The organism is Rhizobium sp. NPDC092011, from assembly GCF_044756305.1.
In the GTDB taxonomy this organism is placed as follows: Bacteria; Pseudomonadota; Alphaproteobacteria; order Rhizobiales; family Rhizobiaceae; genus Rhizobium.
On the sequence record NZ_JBIVSO010000003.1, the window covers coordinates 18,476 to 32,858 of the forward strand.

Here is a 14,383-nt window from a genome sequence, read left to right on the forward strand (position 1 = left end):
GCAGTTTGCCAATTGGCGAGGGGGAAAACCGCTCGGACTTTCGCCGTATGATGGAAAAATGACGATAGAGCGCGGCGAAGAATGAAGGGCTCAAGAGTGGCAGGCAGATATGATGTGATCGTCCTCGGTGCGGGCGCGGCAGGTATGATGTGCGCCATTCGCGCCGGCCAGCGCGGGCGGTCTGTCGCCGTGCTGGATCACGCCGCGGCGCCCGGGGACAAGATCCGCATTTCCGGCGGCGGTCGCTGCAATTTCACCAATATCCATACCGGCCCGAAGAATTTCCTGTCCGCCAATCCGCATTTCGCCAAATCGGCGCTTGCCCGCTTCACGCCTCAGGACTTTCTCGCCATGGTAGAGCGCCATGGCATCGCCTGGCATGAGAAAACGCTTGGTCAGCTCTTCTGCGACAGCAGCGCCAAGGACATCATCCGCATGCTGACCGACGAGATGCGCGCGGCCGGCGCGGAGCTGTGGTTGCGCACCGACATCGGCGGGATCGAGCAATCGGCTGGCGGCTTTCGCATCCAAACGTCCGAAGGGGCCTTCGAGGCCTCGTCACTCGTCATCGCGACCGGTGGCAAGTCGATTCCAAAGATGGGCGCAACAGGCTTTGCCTATCGCATCGCCGAGCAGTTTGGCTTGCCCGTCGTCGAGACCCGGCCGGGGCTTGTCCCGCTGACCCTCGATCCGCAACTGCTTCAACGCCTGGCGCCTCTGTCGGGTATTGCGGCGCCCGCCGAAATTCGCCACGGCAAGACGGCGTTCCGCGAAGCGTTGCTCTTCACTCATCGCGGCCTCAGCGGTCCCGCTATCCTGCAGATCTCTTCCTATTGGCGGGAGGGCGAGGATATCACCGTCGTCATTGAGCCCGACATCGATGTCTTCGGACTTCTCAGGAATGCCAAGCAAGCCAATGGTCGGCAGTCGGCGCAAACGGCACTTGCGGAGATCTTGCCAAAACGGCTGGCGCAGCACTTCGTCGAGAACGAAGGCGTGGCCGGCAATATGGCCGACCAATCCGACAAACGCCTGCAGCAGCTTGCATCAGCCATCCAGTCCTGGTCCGTTAAGCCATCCGGTTCGGAAGGCTATCGAACGGCCGAAGTGACCCTTGGCGGTATCGACACCGGCTCCCTCGATTCCCGGACGATGCGGGCGAAAACCGTTCCGGGCCTTTTCTTCATCGGCGAATGCGTCGATGTCACAGGCTGGCTCGGCGGCTACAACTTCCAATGGGCCTGGGCATCGGGCCATGTTGCCGGCGAGGCGGTTTGAGCTTCCATTTCAAGGTGTTGTCGCAATTGTGACAAAATGGAACACACCACTGGTACTCGCGTTTTTCTTTCCTACATCTTTGTTGAATACATTGGCAGTTGCCGAAAGTACCTTTTGCTGGTTATCGTGTCAGTGCGAAAATGGGAATATGCTCATGAACAGAACAAAGCGTCGTGCTCGTGCCATTGCAATCGCTCAGACTCGGGATAATGCCAAGCTCGTGGCAGCAAGACTTCTGATGCTGGCGACTGGCATTACTGCTGCCTGCATTGCCCTGCTGGCAGTACGCGGCTTCTAATAGAGCCGCTCAAGACACACTGCAGCCGTCGCTCAGCGACGGTTTTCCTCGGCACGAAACACCGATGGTACCAACCATTGCGGATGTTTTTTCGAGCGATGCAACCTGCGCCGGTCCCCTTATCTGAAAATTAATTAATCGCACCCACAATTCGCGGCGATTTCATGGGGCGAGCTCTACTGCAAGTTAGAGCCGAAGCAATGATTGCATCCCGCTATTACCCGGGAACCCCGCCTGCGAATATTTCAAGAACGATGGTTATACATCCGGTCAGCGCCGAGGCGGCGCCGATGGGGAGCGGTGTGTGAGAGGTTAGGGCCAATATGTTCATTGATAAGATACTATCGCGCTTCAAGATCAAGACGAAGGTTCTCATATTCGTCCTGCCATTCGTCATCAGCATTTCCGCCGTTGGCCTCACCGGGCTCTACGCTTCCGGGCTTCTGCAGGGTCGGATGGAGATCTCCAACAGCGTGCTGCAATCGCTGACGGGCTTCAAGAACCTCTATGGTTCGATGGACGACTTCCTGCGCATCACCAACACGCAGCAGCGCGACAAGCTTTATGGAGACATCAAGTCCCAGCAGGGCGTGCTCAATTCGACGCTCGGCCAACTCGGCCAGGAAGCGGATGGCCGCGACAATCTGAACGAAGCGATTACCAAGACCGCCGACATGGCCAACCTCGTCGGAAGATTGTGGACGCTCCACGAGCAGGAACTCGCGCTTCGCAAGACGATCGACGATGCACAGAAAGCGCTGATCAGCGCCCGCTTCAACGTCAATTTCAACAGCCAGCAGCTTGAGGATCAGGTGCGACAGGATCAGGCCGACGCGACCTCGACGCTGCGCTCCGCCGACCGCCTGCTGAAGGGCGGCGACCTGCTTGTCTCCGTGGCGGAAGATTTCAACAAGGCCGCGACACCGGCCGACAAGATGAAACTTCTGAAGGACCGGCTGACGGATCTGAACAAGGCGCAGCGCGCCATCGATCTCGCCCTGCCGCAGAACCAGAAGGCTGTCGTGCAGTCGTTGGTCAGCACGATCAAGGATCTGACGGCTGCCACCGAAAGCGCCGATGCGCCGACCGACGACAGCGTCGCCAATGTCGGCCGCCTCCTGTCGCGCTTCCGTCAGACCTCGACCTACACGCAGCTGACGGCAACGCAGATGATGCGTCAGGCGACCACGACCTTCGTATCGCTCGATGCCCGCGTCGCGCAGACCAATTCGATCCTCCAGGACACCCGTCGTCTGCAGGATTCGATCTATTCGCTGCAGCTCGTCCTGGCGGAGTTCAATGCCAATACCAACAAGGACAACCTCATCCGCCTGCGGCAGGAAATCTCCAAGCTTAACGGCGATATCGATACGCTGAACCAGAGCGCCCAAAGCATGGATTTCGCCGGCGATATCGATGCAGCCATCCGCCCGGCGATCCAGTCCATGGACGGTGCCGCGGTGAAGCTCGTCGACATCATTACGCAGCGGATCGGCGAATATGCCGGTGCCCGCCAGCAACTCGATCAGGTCTGGGGTCAGCTTACCGCATTTGCCGAGACGCAGAAGCAGAGCGCCGGCACCGAACGCGACCAGGCGAACTACATCTCCATCCTGGCAACCGCTCTCGGCATCATTCTCTCGGTTGCCGGCGGCATTGCGCTGGTTCTGACCTTGCAGCGCCCGATCGGCCAGATCACCGCCGCCATGCGCCGCATCGCCGATGGCATGCTGGAGACTTCGATCTCCGGCGAGCAGCGTCATGACGAAATCGGCGATATGGCTCGCGCGCTTGGCATCTTCAAGGAAAATGCCATCTCGAAGATCCGTATCGAGGAACAAAGCGACGAAGAACGGGCGGCCGCCGAACACGAGCGCCAGCGCAACGACACCGAAAAGCGCGAGCTTGACCGGCAGATCGATTTTGCGGTCAGCGAGCTTGCCGCCGGTCTCGAACGCCTCGCGCAGGGCGATATCTCGGCCACGATCGAAACGCCGTTCATCGGCCGTCTCGAGCAGCTGCGCCAGGACTTCAACAGCTCGCTCGCCCGCCTGCAGGAGACCTTGAGCCAGGTGCGCAGCAACGTCGAGAGGATCCAGAGCAACGGCAACCAGATGGCTGCTTCCGCCGAAGACCTGTCGAAGCGCACCGAGCAACAGGCTGCTTCGCTCGAGCAGACCGCAGCGGCCGTCGACGAGATCACCGTCACGGTTCGCTCCTCGGCCGAGCGTGCCAAGGATGCTGACAGCATCGTGCGCGAAGCCAAGCGCAGTGCCGACGACAGCTCCGTCGTGGTCGGCAACGCCATCGATGCGATGACGCGCATCGAGGACGCCTCCCATAAGATCGAGCAGATCATCGGCGTCATTGACGAGATCGCCTTCCAGACCAATCTGCTGGCGCTCAACGCCGGCATCGAGGCGGCACGCGCAGGCGAGGCCGGCAAGGGTTTTGCCGTTGTCGCCATGGAGGTGCGTGAACTCGCGCAACGTTCCGCGGCCGCCGCCAAGGAGATCAAGGGCCTGATCAACAAGTCGACCCAGGAGGTCAATTCCGGCTCGCAGTTCGTACAGGAGGCCGGTGCCGTCCTGGCGCAGATCAGCAGCCAGATCGTCACCATCAGTCAGCATGTGGAAGGCATTGCCCGCGCCAGCCATGACCAGGCGAGCGCGTTGCAGGAAGTCAACGCTTCGGTCAACCACATGGATCAGATGACCCAGCAGAATGCCGGAATGGTTGAAGAGACCACGGCGGCCAGCCGCGAGCTGGCCAGCGAAGCCGACGCACTGCTGCACCTCATTCAGCAGTTCAGGATCGAGGCAGGCTACAGCAGCGGCTACGCGCGGCAGGAAGCTGCCTGATCGCAGCGCTTGTCATAGCAGTCATCACAGGCGGATCGGTGGATATCTCCCCGGTCCGCCTTTCTCATTCCAGCAAGCAGGGCGCCCAAGCCCGTGATCAGCTGTCCGGCCCAAATGACGAGGGCTGGAGGATCCAGGCTATAGTCGCGGTAAAATAGCTCTTCATTCGTACGCCATTGTTCTTCGCGCGCTTCAAGTTGCAGTTCGATGGCCTTGGCCAAAGCGATGCTGTCCATCATGAGACATCTCCATGTTGTGAGGCATCCCTTCAACTACACACACGAATTTACTTTATAAACATCCGTTTTCGCCCTATGTTTTTCACTCATGAAAAACACCGGCTGGGATTCTTATCAACTCTTCCTCGATGTCGCCCGCGGCGGCGGGTTGACGGGGGCCGTCGCTTCGAGCGGTCTCAGTGCCGCGACCATCGGGCGGCGGATGCTGGAGCTGGAGGGGCAGATCGGCCGTACGTTGTTCGAGCGCAGCCAGGCCGGCTATACACTGACCGGCGATGGTCAGGCGCTGTTCGACCAGCTGTTGGAAATGGAGGCCGCCGCCCGCAAGGTGGATAGCTGGCAACGCGATGCGCAGGGCGGCGCGATCGTCCGTATCGCAGCCGGCACCTGGGTTGGATGGCTGCTCAGCCAGAATATGCCTTCCATCTGCTCGGAGCGCGACGGGTTTCGCATCGATCTGCATCTGGGTGAGCGTCGCGCCAGCCTCGCTCACCGCGAAAGCGACATCGGCATCCGCGCCTTCGAGCCGGAGGAAAGCAATCTTGCCGCCATCAAGACCGGCGACGTGGCCTATGCCGCCTATCAGGCCCGCAACATGCGCTTTGCCGGGCCGCAACGCTGGATCACGGTCGCGGAGGAGGAGGCGATCTCGGCCTATCTGCGCTGGCCGCATCAAAACAAGCGCGACGAGATTGCCTTCACGGTCAGCCGGCCCCGTTCGCTGCACGATCTGGTGCTTGCGGGATCGGGCATTGCAGTTCTGCCCTGTTTCGTCGGCGACCAGGAGCCGAGGCTGGAGCGGGCCGGCGAGGAGATCGCTTCGCTGCGTCATCAGCAATGGATCGTCATGAACAATGCCGATCGTCATCGCAGGGAAATCCGCACCGTCGTCGACCGCATGGCGCGGCTGTTGAAAAGCCACTCCGAGTTGTTTGCCGGCAAGCGTCCGACCTACGCATAAGCGTCTGTTGGGCAAGCCGTCCGTGACCATTCGCCGTTCTCGCCGCGCAGGCCGGCAAATCCGCGAAAGAGGTGGGGGCCACGCTTTTCCGCTTGTCGCCTTCCGATTTCCTTTCTAGTCTAACGGGAAAAACAGAGGGTTGGGTGTCGCCTCGATACCCTTGAACGAATCAGGAGAGATTATGAAGTCCATGTTCGCCAAGCTTGCAGCAACGGCTTTCACGGTCGTTTCGCTGGCAACGGTCGCCCAGGCAGAAGACAAGGTCGTCAATATCTACAACTGGTCGGATTATATCGATAATTCGATCCTGTCGGATTTCACCAAGGAAACCGGCATCAAGGTCGTCTACGACACCTTCGACCAGAACGAAACTCTGGAAACCAAGCTTCTGGCCGGCAAGACCGGTTATGACATCGTCGTTCCGACGGCCTATTTCCTGCAACGCCAGATCAAGGCCGGCGTCTTCCAGAAACTCGACAAGTCGAAGCTGTCGAACCTCTCCAACATGTGGGATACGGTGCAGCAGCGCATCGCCACCTATGATCCAGGCAACCAGTACGCGATCGACTATATGTGGGGCACCAGCGGCGTTGGCTACAATGTCGACAAGGTGAAGCAGATTCTCGGCTCCGACGAAGCGCCAGACATCAATGTCATCTTTGACCCCAAGCTTGCCGCCAAGTTCAAGGACTGCGGCATCTATATGCTGGACTCTTCGACGGACGTCATTCCGGCCGCTTTGCGCTATCTGGGTCTTGATCCGAATTCGACGAAGCAGGAAGATTTCAAGAAGGCCGAGGACCTGCTGACCTCTATCCGTCCCTTCGTTCGCAAGTTCCATTCCTCTGAATATATCAACGCGCTTGCCAACGGCGATATCTGCATCGCGTTCGGCTATTCCGGCGACGTGCTGCAGGCGCGCAACCGTGCAAGCGAAGCCAAGAACGGCGTCAACATCGGCTATTCGATCCCCAAGAAGGGAGCGCAGATGTGGTTCGACGTCATGGCAATCCCGGCCGATGCGCCGCATGTTGCCGAGGCGCATATCTTCCTCAACTATATCATGAGGCCGGAAGTGATCGCCAAGGCGAGCGACTTCGTCACCTACGCCAACGGCAACAAGGCATCGCAGCAGTTCGTCAGCAAGGACGTGCTCAACGATCCGGCCGTCTATCCGACCGACGAGGTCCGCGAAAAGCTGTTCACGCTCACGCCTTGGGACTCGAAAACACAGCGATTGGCAACGCGCCTGTGGACGAAGGTTACCACCGGCCAATAACTCCAAGCGGCCCGGACGGCAACGTCCGGGCCTTTCCTTAAGAAGATGGTCTGAGACTGACGAGCGCGCCGGGAAGGGAGAGAGCCGGTGCCTCGATATTTTCAAGAGACCAGGCATTTCCAGAAAAAAGTGCGCAGCGGTTTTCCGTTCGGTGTGCGTAAACAAACAAAAAGACAGAGCGTTTCCGTAAATCGCAGAATGGCGGAAATGCTCCAGGAAAGCCCGCATGGGCGTCCATTTGGGGATAGATGATGAAGTCACTCGGTAATATCCGGCGTTCCTTTGCTCCTTGGACCGATCCTTCGGCCAAGCCGTACATTTCCTTCAAGAACGTGACGAAGAAGTTCGGCGATTTCATCGCTGTCGACGATCTCTCCCTGGATATCTACAATCGTGAATTCTTCGCTCTTCTCGGCGCTTCGGGTTGCGGCAAGTCCACGCTGCTGCGCATGCTCGCGGGCTTTGAGCAGCCAACGACGGGCGAAATCATCCTAGATGGCCAGAACCTGGCCGGCACGCCGCCCTACCGCCGCCCCGTCAACATGATGTTCCAGTCCTATGCGCTGTTCCCGCACATGTCGGTGGAAAAGAACATCGCCTTCGGTTTGCGGCAGGATGGTATGCCGAAGGCCGAAATCAATGACCGCGTTGCCCAGATGCTGAAGCTCGTCAAGCTCGAACAGTTCGCCCGGCGCAAGCCCAATCAGCTGTCCGGCGGCCAGCGCCAGCGCGTGGCGCTCGCCCGCTCGCTTGCAAAACAGCCGAAGGTGCTGCTGCTCGACGAACCCCTTGGCGCGCTCGATAAGAAGCTGCGCGAAGAGACGCAGTTCGAACTCATGGATCTGCAGCAGAGCCTCGGCCTCACCTTCGTCGTCGTCACCCACGACCAGGAGGAAGCCATGACCATGGCAGATCGCATTGCGGTCATGAGCCATGGCAAGGTGGTTCAGGTGGCGACGCCTGCCGAAATCTACGAGGCCCCCAATTGCCGTTTCGTCGCCGATTTCATCGGCGATGTGAACATATTGGACGGCAACATCACCTCCGCGCGCTCGGGCATTGTCGAGATCGCTGTCGATTCCGCTTTCACCCTGCGTGCGGCGACCAACGATGCGCCGAGCGAGGGAAGCCGTGCCAGCATCGCCATCCGGCCGGAAAAGCTGCGGGTCACGCCGCGACCGCCCGCCAACGCCTCCGTCAATGCCACCGAAGGCGAGATCTGGGATATCGCCTATCTCGGCGATATGACCGTCTTCCATGTGAAGCTGAAGAGCGGACAGGTGCTCAAGGCCTCCTCGCTGAATGCCGTTCGCGCAGTGGAAGAACCTTTCGCCTACGACCAGAACGTCTGGGTGTCCTTCGACGAAAATGCCGGCGTGCTGCTGAAGGATTGATCATGAAAGCGATCGGCTCTTCCATCTATCAGCGCCTCGTCATCATCGTTCCCTATGCCTGGTTGCTGATCTTCTTTCTCGCGCCCTTCCTCATCGTCTTCCGGATCTCGCTGTCGACGAAGGCGCTGTCCGTTCCGCCTTACGATCCATCCTTCGCCTGGGCGGATAGTTTCGGTGATTGGTGGGACAAGTTCCAGACCATGTCGTTCGACAACTATGTGTGGTTGACGGGCGACCCGCTCTATATGAATGCCTACATACAGAGCCTCCAGATAGCCGGAATCTCGACCCTGCTGACGCTGATCATTGCCTATCCCATCGCCTATGGCATGGCGCAGGCGCCGCGCACCATCCGGCCGACGTTGCTGATGCTGGTTATCCTGCCATTCTGGACGAGCTTCCTCATCCGCGTCTATTCCTGGATGTCGATCCTCAGCACGACCGGTCTCCTGAACCAGTTGCTGTTGGCGCTCGGCATCATCCACGAGCCGCTTGTCATCCTCAACACCAATACCGCCGTCTACATCGGCATGGTCTATTCCTATCTGCCCTTCATGGTGCTGCCGCTCTATTCGGCACTGGAAAAGATGGACGGCACGCTGATCGAGGCGGCGCAGGATCTCGGCTGCACGCCGATCGGTGCCTTCTGGCGCGTGACCTTCCCGCTTTCCCTTCCAGGCGTCATCGCCGGCTGCATGCTGGTCTTCATTCCCGCCGTCGGCGAGTTCGTCATTCCCGACCTTCTCGGCGGCTCGGAAACCCTGATGATCGGCAAGGTGCTCTGGACCGAATTCTACAGCAATACCGACTGGCCGCTGGCCTCGGCGGTGGCAACCATCCTGCTTCTGGTGCTGGTGGTGCCCATCGTCTTCTTCCAGCATTTCCAGGCCAAGGCCGACGAGAAGGGGAGATAAGAGATGATCCGCTGGTCTCGTTTCAACATTGTTTCCGTTACGCTCGGTCTGGCCTTCCTCTATCTGCCGATCCTGCTGCTGGTCATCTACTCTTTCAACGCCTCTCGTCTGGTCACGGTCTGGGGCGGTTTCTCGACGCAATGGTATGTGCACCTCTTCAGCAACGACACGATGCTGAGCGCCGCCTGGCTGACGGTGCGCATCGCGCTGCTGTCGGCAACGATCGCGACCGTGCTCGGCACGCTGGCGGCGCTGACGCTGGTGCGCTATACGCGCTTCCGCGGCCGCATCCTGTTTTCCGGCATGATCTATGCGCCACTAGTCATGCCTGACGTCATCACCGGCCTGTCGCTGCTGCTGCTCTTCGTCACGTCGGGGGTCGATCGCGGTTTCTGGACGATCGTGATGGCGCATACGACGCTGACCATGTGCTTCGTCGCCGTCGTCGTGCAGTCGCGCCTCATGACCTTCGACCGCTCGATCGAGGAGGCGGCGATGGATCTCGGCGCGACGCCCGTGCGCACCTTCTTCGAAGTGACGCTGCCGATCATCGCACCAGCGGTGTTTTCGGGCTGGGTTCTGGCCCTCACGCTTTCGCTCGATGATCTGGTCATTGCCACCTTTTCATCCGGCGCCGGCGCCAAGACGCTGCCGATGCTGATCTACAGCCAGGTCAAGCTTGGCGTAACGCCCGAGATCAATGCCGTCTGTACCATTCTGATCGGTGTCGTCGCCACCGGCGTCATCTGCGCCTCGATCATGACCAAACGTCGCGAAGTGCAGCGTCAGAGGGACGAGCAGGCTGCTGCCGCAGGACGATGACCAGCGGTCGCGCCGACTGAAAAGAAGAGCTATTGCTGCGAGGGCTGTTGCGGCTTTTGCAGCAATGTCGTCACCGGCGAAACCACGGGATTCGGCCAGCTGCCACCGAGAAAGAAGGGCAGCATCGGCAACTCGTCCGCATCGGTGGGCGACGTCGCCTCGAGCGCACCCGACAGAGCCAGCCCGTTGGTGCGGAACGGAACAACTCCGTTCAAGGTGATGGTCTCATTGCGGCCGGCGATCGTCGCGTTCTGAACTTCGGCAGAGCCCTTGGCAAAGGTCGCATCGACTTTGACACTGTCGAAGTCGAAGGACGCGTCGGCAACGTCGCCCATGCGGAAGAAGGCCTTATCGGCCGCCAGGGACCTGAACGACGAGAGGTCGAGTTCGCGGAAGGATCCCGCCGATGAGGTAAAGTGCATCTGACCGGCAACGTCGCTCAACGTGGCGACCCAGATCGGCTTGGTCGTGCTGAGCGCCAGATCGAGAGAACCGGTCGTGGTCAGCGGCAGCGGCCCCGGCAGCTTGAGCCGGGTGAAGAGTCCGCCGAAATCCGCGTTGCGGATCGATATCTGCAGTTTGCCGCCGCCATCGAAATCACCCGGAGCGACCTCCAGATGCGCGGTCAGCGATCCGCCCTCGAAGCCGCTGTCGCCGATGTCGAATTTCGCCTTGCCGCCTGCCACCAGCAAACTCGCGCCGATATTGTCGAACTGGAAGGGACCGAGTGCGGCCTTGTTGGAAGAAAGCCGCAGGTCAAGGTCGAGGCGTTGCAGCGGATTGCCGTTCAGAAGCGCATTGATGGCGGTCTCCGCGGCAAGGCGCATCGAAAAGGCGGCCAGGAACGGATTGAGGTTCATCTGGTCGAAGGCGAGCGTGCCTGAAATTTTCGGCTTTCCTGCCGCTGTGTAGCTCAGGTCCATGATGCCGGAGGCCGCTGAATCATTGACCTTGAAGCTGAGGTTGTTGAAGCGCAGGCTCTTCTCGACCGCAGCGACATCGGCGTTGAGCGAGACGTTCTTGAGAGCGTCGGCCGCAGGCAGGCGCTGGCCGCTCCAGGCCAGGAAGGACGGAACATCCGGCACGCTTAGCTGCAAGTTGCCCGAGAGTGTCGACAAATCCGATAGGCCGATGGCCCCGTTATAGGTCCAGCTGATCATTGGCGACGAGAAGCTCGTCTTGGCGTCGACGCTCTTGCCGGCAAAGAAAAGCAGCGGCTGTTCCGATGCGAAGTTGAGCTTGATGTCCTGGTCGTTGAAGCGGGCGAGGATGACGGCCGTCATTCCGCGGGAGAGCCGTGGCCAGGAAATGTCGGCATTGACGCCTGTCATTCTGTAAATATTGCCGCTGCGATCATCCGTCATCTCGACGCTGCCGTCTTCGATGGTCAGCATGCCGATGGCGGCGTCCTGATCCTTCCGCATTGGCGCGTTCTGGTCGGAGGAGGTTTCGACCTGTTCGATCGCTTTCGACAGGCGGCCCTCGTTGGTCCAGTCGATCAGGCCGTTCTCGTCACGGCGAATATAGAGCACAGGGCGATAGAAGTGGAACTCGTGGAAGTGAGCATGCCCGCGAATAGCAGAGAACAGCGAGAAGTCCGCAGAGAGGCTGTCGACATGCCCCAGCACCTTGCCGTTCTTGGCCGGTTCGCGGATGGTGACTTGGTTGAGGGTCACGCGCGGCGTCGGCCAGAATTCCAGTGTCGGGTCGCCCTCGATCTGCGCCCTGTATCCCGTCCAGTCCGAAAGCGCCTTTTCGATACCGGAGCGGACAAGCCCGCTGGAGATCAGGAAGGGTGCGGTCGCTCTGAAAACGGCAAAGACGATGAGGAGAGTGAGAAGAACGATGCCGGTAGTCCGGACAACGGTAGGCAACCACCGCGAGACCGATCGCATCGTCAACCACCACCTATTGTTTCGTGACGCTCTCATATCCCGTGGAGACTCTCAAACTGATTGGGACGATCTGCCTATGCTTGCCGGATATAGGAAATGTTTGGCCGATGCAAACATCACGCGGCGGAAACGCCTGTGATAGCGTGACTTTATAATGCGCTGCAGCATTGCTATATAGAGTAAAAAACCGGGGAGAGTAATATGCAGGATCAGCAGCCGCTCTGGACGCCATCGGAAGTTTCGCGCCGCCAGAGCCCGATGTTTGCCTTCATGGAGGAGTGCAACCGCCGCTTTGGCCTGTCTCTAGAGGATTTTCCCGGCCTTCACGCCTGGTCGATCGCCGAGCGGGGAGACTTCTGGACAGCGGTCTGGGATTTTTGCGGCGTCAAGGGCGATCGCGGCGAGCGGGCGCTGATCAACGGCGATGTCATGCTGGAGACCCGCTTCTTCCCGGATGCACAACTGAATTTCGCCGAGAACCTGCTGTCGCAAAGCGGCGGGGGCGATGCGCTGGTCTTCTGGGGCGAGGATAAGGTCCGGGATCGCTGGTCTTGGGATCGGCTGGCGGCGACGGTATCGCGCCTGCAGCAGGCCTATCGGGCTGAGGGTATCGGCAAGGGCGACCGCGTCGCGGCGATGATGCCGAACATGCCGGAAACCATTGCGTGCATGCTGGCAGCCGTCTCGATCGGCGCCATCTGGTCCTCCTGTTCTCCGGATTTCGGCGAACAGGGCGTCATGGATCGTTTCGGTCAGATCGAGCCGAAGCTGTTCATCGTCTGCAGCGGCTATTGGTACGGCGGCAAGCTGCAGGATGTCACGGCAAAGGTCAGCGCCATTGCGCAGCGCCTGAAGGCGCCGACCCTGGTCGTGCCCTATGCCGGCAGCGCCGATGCCGTGGTCACGGCAACGCCGGGCGCCAAGACCCTGGGCGATTTTATCGCGCCGTTCGAAGCGAAGGCCGTCGAATTCGTGGCCGTGCCGTTCTCCCACCCGTTGTTTATCCTGTTTTCCTCCGGCACGACGGGTATTCCCAAGTGCATCGTGCATTCGACGGGCGGCGCATTGCTGCAACTGATCAAGGAACACCGCCTGCATTGCTGCGTCGTTCCGGGCGAAAAGGTCTTCTATTTCACCACTTGCGGCTGGATGATGTGGAACTGGCTGGTGACGGGCCTTGCCGCCGGCGCGACGCTTTGCCTCTACGACGGATCGCCCTTCGCTCCAGACGGCAACATCCTTTTCGACTATGCGCAGGAAGAGAAATTCGCGGTGTTCGGCACCTCCGCCAAGTATATCGACGCCGTGCACAAGAGCGGTCTCACGCCGAAGACATCGCATGATCTTTCGAGCCTGCGACTGATGACCTCCACCGGCTCGCCGCTGTCGCCCGAGGGCTTCACCTTCGTCTATGAAGGTATCAAGGACGATATCCAGCTCGCTTCGATCTCGGGCGGGACCGATATCGTCTCCTGCTTCGTGCTCGGCAATCCGCTGCAGCCGGTCTGGCGTGGCGAGATCCAGGGACCTGGCCTTGGCCTTGCCGTCGATGTCTGGAACGATGAAGGCAAGCCGGTGCGCGGCGAAAAGGGCGAGCTTGTCTGCACCAGGGCCTTCCCCTCGATGCCGATCATGTTCTGGAACGATCCGGAGCGTGCCAAATATCGCGCCGCCTATTTCGAGCGCTTCGATAATATCTGGTGCCACGGCGATTTCGCCGAATGGACTGACCATGGCGGCCTCGTCATCCACGGTCGCTCCGACGCAACGCTCAATCCGGGTGGCGTGCGCATCGGCACGGCCGAGATCTACAATCAGGTCGAGCAGATCCCCGAAGTTCTCGAGGCGTTGTGCATCGGCCAGGATTGGGATGACGACGTTCGCGTCGTACTGTTCGTCCGGCTCGCTCCCGGCGCAGCGCTGACGGAGGATCTGGTCAAGACGATGAAGACCCGCATCCGCACCGGCGCTTCGCCGCGCCATGTGCCGGCCAAGATCATCGCGGTCGCCGATATCCCGCGCACGAAGTCCGGCAAGATCGTCGAGCTTGCGGTGCGCGACGTCGTGCATGGGCGCCCTGTCAAAAACAAGGAAGCGCTCGCCAATCCGGAGGCGCTCGATCTCTTCGCTGGGCTGGACGAACTTAAAAGTTAAGACGGACCTTAAAACTGAGGGGCAAACGCTGACCATCGTTTGGTAACCTCGCGTTAAGAAAGCTTGGTCAAAGGTAAAGGCCAACTTGAGACCGTTCGCATAGATTAGCAGCGGATTGGAGCTTATCCTGGCTCCCGAAACATGAAGTTCACCGACTCGAGCTTTCTTTAGACAGCAACATTCTTGAAGGCAGCGCGTTTCGCTGCCTTTTTTTCGTTAGATTGCACGCAAATACACCGCCGCTCTGTACATTGGCCTGCCGACCAAGTATGTGCAGGCCTGAAGAAG

At 59.8% G+C, this 14,383-nt stretch carries 11 protein-coding genes; 9 read left to right on the top strand and 2 right to left on the bottom strand.

What is annotated here, in order from left to right; translation table 11 throughout:
• Window positions 1-144 precede the first annotated feature (144 nt).
• The 3 genes from ACIQJ2_RS15305 to ACIQJ2_RS15315 all read left to right on the top strand — a co-directional run bounded on the left by ACIQJ2_RS15305 (window position 145) and on the right by ACIQJ2_RS15315 (window position 4,437).
• Window positions 145-1,278: an NAD(P)/FAD-dependent oxidoreductase gene (locus ACIQJ2_RS15305; protein ID WP_400676129.1), complete on the top strand. Its 1,134-nt coding sequence runs from the start codon at window positions 145-147 to the stop codon at window positions 1,276-1,278.
• A gap of 154 nt (window positions 1,279-1,432) precedes the next feature.
• The gene (locus tag ACIQJ2_RS15310; RefSeq protein ID WP_199149669.1) at window positions 1,433-1,576 is read left to right on the top strand and encodes a hypothetical protein; all 144 of its coding nucleotides are present in this window, start codon (window positions 1,433-1,435) and stop codon (window positions 1,574-1,576) included.
• Between the two features lie 323 nt (window positions 1,577-1,899).
• Complete coding sequence (locus tag ACIQJ2_RS15315) at window positions 1,900-4,437, top strand: methyl-accepting chemotaxis protein (RefSeq protein ID WP_400676048.1); 2,538 nt, start codon at window positions 1,900-1,902, stop codon at window positions 4,435-4,437.
• Here ACIQJ2_RS15315 and ACIQJ2_RS15320 read toward each other — a convergent pair.
• Entirely contained in the window at window positions 4,413-4,676 is a 264-nt protein-coding gene (locus ACIQJ2_RS15320) for a hypothetical protein (protein ID WP_400676047.1), read from the bottom strand. The genes ACIQJ2_RS15315 and ACIQJ2_RS15320 overlap by 25 nt on opposite strands.
• A gap of 88 nt (window positions 4,677-4,764) precedes the next feature.
• Between ACIQJ2_RS15320 and ACIQJ2_RS15325 the strand changes: the two genes are divergently transcribed.
• From ACIQJ2_RS15325 to ACIQJ2_RS15345, 5 genes are all read left to right on the top strand, one after another.
• The gene (locus ACIQJ2_RS15325; protein WP_400676045.1) at window positions 4,765-5,637 is read left to right on the top strand and encodes a LysR family transcriptional regulator; all 873 of its coding nucleotides are present in this window, start codon (window positions 4,765-4,767) and stop codon (window positions 5,635-5,637) included.
• 181 nt (window positions 5,638-5,818) lie between these two features.
• The gene (locus tag ACIQJ2_RS15330; RefSeq protein ID WP_400676043.1) at window positions 5,819-6,916 is read left to right on the top strand and encodes a polyamine ABC transporter substrate-binding protein; all 1,098 of its coding nucleotides are present in this window, start codon (window positions 5,819-5,821) and stop codon (window positions 6,914-6,916) included.
• 251 nt (window positions 6,917-7,167) lie between these two features.
• Complete coding sequence (locus ACIQJ2_RS15335) at window positions 7,168-8,310, top strand: ABC transporter ATP-binding protein (protein ID WP_199149674.1); 1,143 nt, start codon at window positions 7,168-7,170, stop codon at window positions 8,308-8,310.
• Window positions 8,311-8,312: 2 nt separating this feature from the next.
• Window positions 8,313-9,224, top strand: a complete 912-nt coding sequence (locus ACIQJ2_RS15340) for an ABC transporter permease subunit (protein WP_199149675.1) — start codon at window positions 8,313-8,315, stop codon at window positions 9,222-9,224.
• A 3-nt stretch (window positions 9,225-9,227) separates the two neighbouring features.
• Window positions 9,228-10,046, top strand: coding sequence for an ABC transporter permease subunit (locus tag ACIQJ2_RS15345; protein ID WP_199149676.1), 819 nt, complete (start codon window positions 9,228-9,230; stop codon window positions 10,044-10,046).
• 29 nt (window positions 10,047-10,075) lie between these two features.
• Here ACIQJ2_RS15345 and ACIQJ2_RS15350 read toward each other — a convergent pair whose 3' ends face one another.
• The gene (locus ACIQJ2_RS15350) at window positions 10,076-11,977 is read right to left on the bottom strand and encodes an AsmA family protein (RefSeq protein ID WP_400676041.1); all 1,902 of its coding nucleotides are present in this window, start codon (window positions 11,975-11,977) and stop codon (window positions 10,076-10,078) included.
• Between the two features lie 165 nt (window positions 11,978-12,142).
• Between ACIQJ2_RS15350 and ACIQJ2_RS15355 the strand changes: the two genes are divergently transcribed.
• Window positions 12,143-14,095, top strand: a complete 1,953-nt coding sequence (locus tag ACIQJ2_RS15355; protein WP_400676039.1) for an acetoacetate--CoA ligase — start codon at window positions 12,143-12,145, stop codon at window positions 14,093-14,095.
• Window positions 14,096-14,383 lie beyond the last annotated feature (288 nt).

Bases quoted from the DNA above. Each gene is read 5' to 3' on its own strand.
- ACIQJ2_RS15330 (WP_400676043.1), top strand. From the start codon at position 5,819: ATGAAGTCCATGTTCGCCAAGCTTGCAGCAACGGCTTTCACGGTCGTT.
- ACIQJ2_RS15325 (WP_400676045.1), top strand. From the start codon at position 4,765: ATGAAAAACACCGGCTGGGATTCTTATCAACTCTTCCTCGATGTCGCC.
- ACIQJ2_RS15340 (WP_199149675.1), top strand. From the start codon at position 8,313: ATGAAAGCGATCGGCTCTTCCATCTATCAGCGCCTCGTCATCATCGTT.
- ACIQJ2_RS15345 (WP_199149676.1), top strand. From the start codon at position 9,228: ATGATCCGCTGGTCTCGTTTCAACATTGTTTCCGTTACGCTCGGTCTG.
- ACIQJ2_RS15310 (WP_199149669.1), top strand. From the start codon at position 1,433: ATGAACAGAACAAAGCGTCGTGCTCGTGCCATTGCAATCGCTCAGACT.
- ACIQJ2_RS15320 (WP_400676047.1), bottom strand. From the start codon at position 4,676: ATGATGGACAGCATCGCTTTGGCCAAGGCCATCGAACTGCAACTTGAA.
- ACIQJ2_RS15305 (WP_400676129.1), top strand. From the start codon at position 145: ATGATGTGCGCCATTCGCGCCGGCCAGCGCGGGCGGTCTGTCGCCGTG.
- ACIQJ2_RS15315 (WP_400676048.1), top strand. From the start codon at position 1,900: ATGTTCATTGATAAGATACTATCGCGCTTCAAGATCAAGACGAAGGTT.
- ACIQJ2_RS15350 (WP_400676041.1), bottom strand. From the start codon at position 11,977: ATGAGAGCGTCACGAAACAATAGGTGGTGGTTGACGATGCGATCGGTC.
- ACIQJ2_RS15335 (WP_199149674.1), top strand. From the start codon at position 7,168: ATGAAGTCACTCGGTAATATCCGGCGTTCCTTTGCTCCTTGGACCGAT.
- ACIQJ2_RS15355 (WP_400676039.1), top strand. From the start codon at position 12,143: ATGCAGGATCAGCAGCCGCTCTGGACGCCATCGGAAGTTTCGCGCCGC.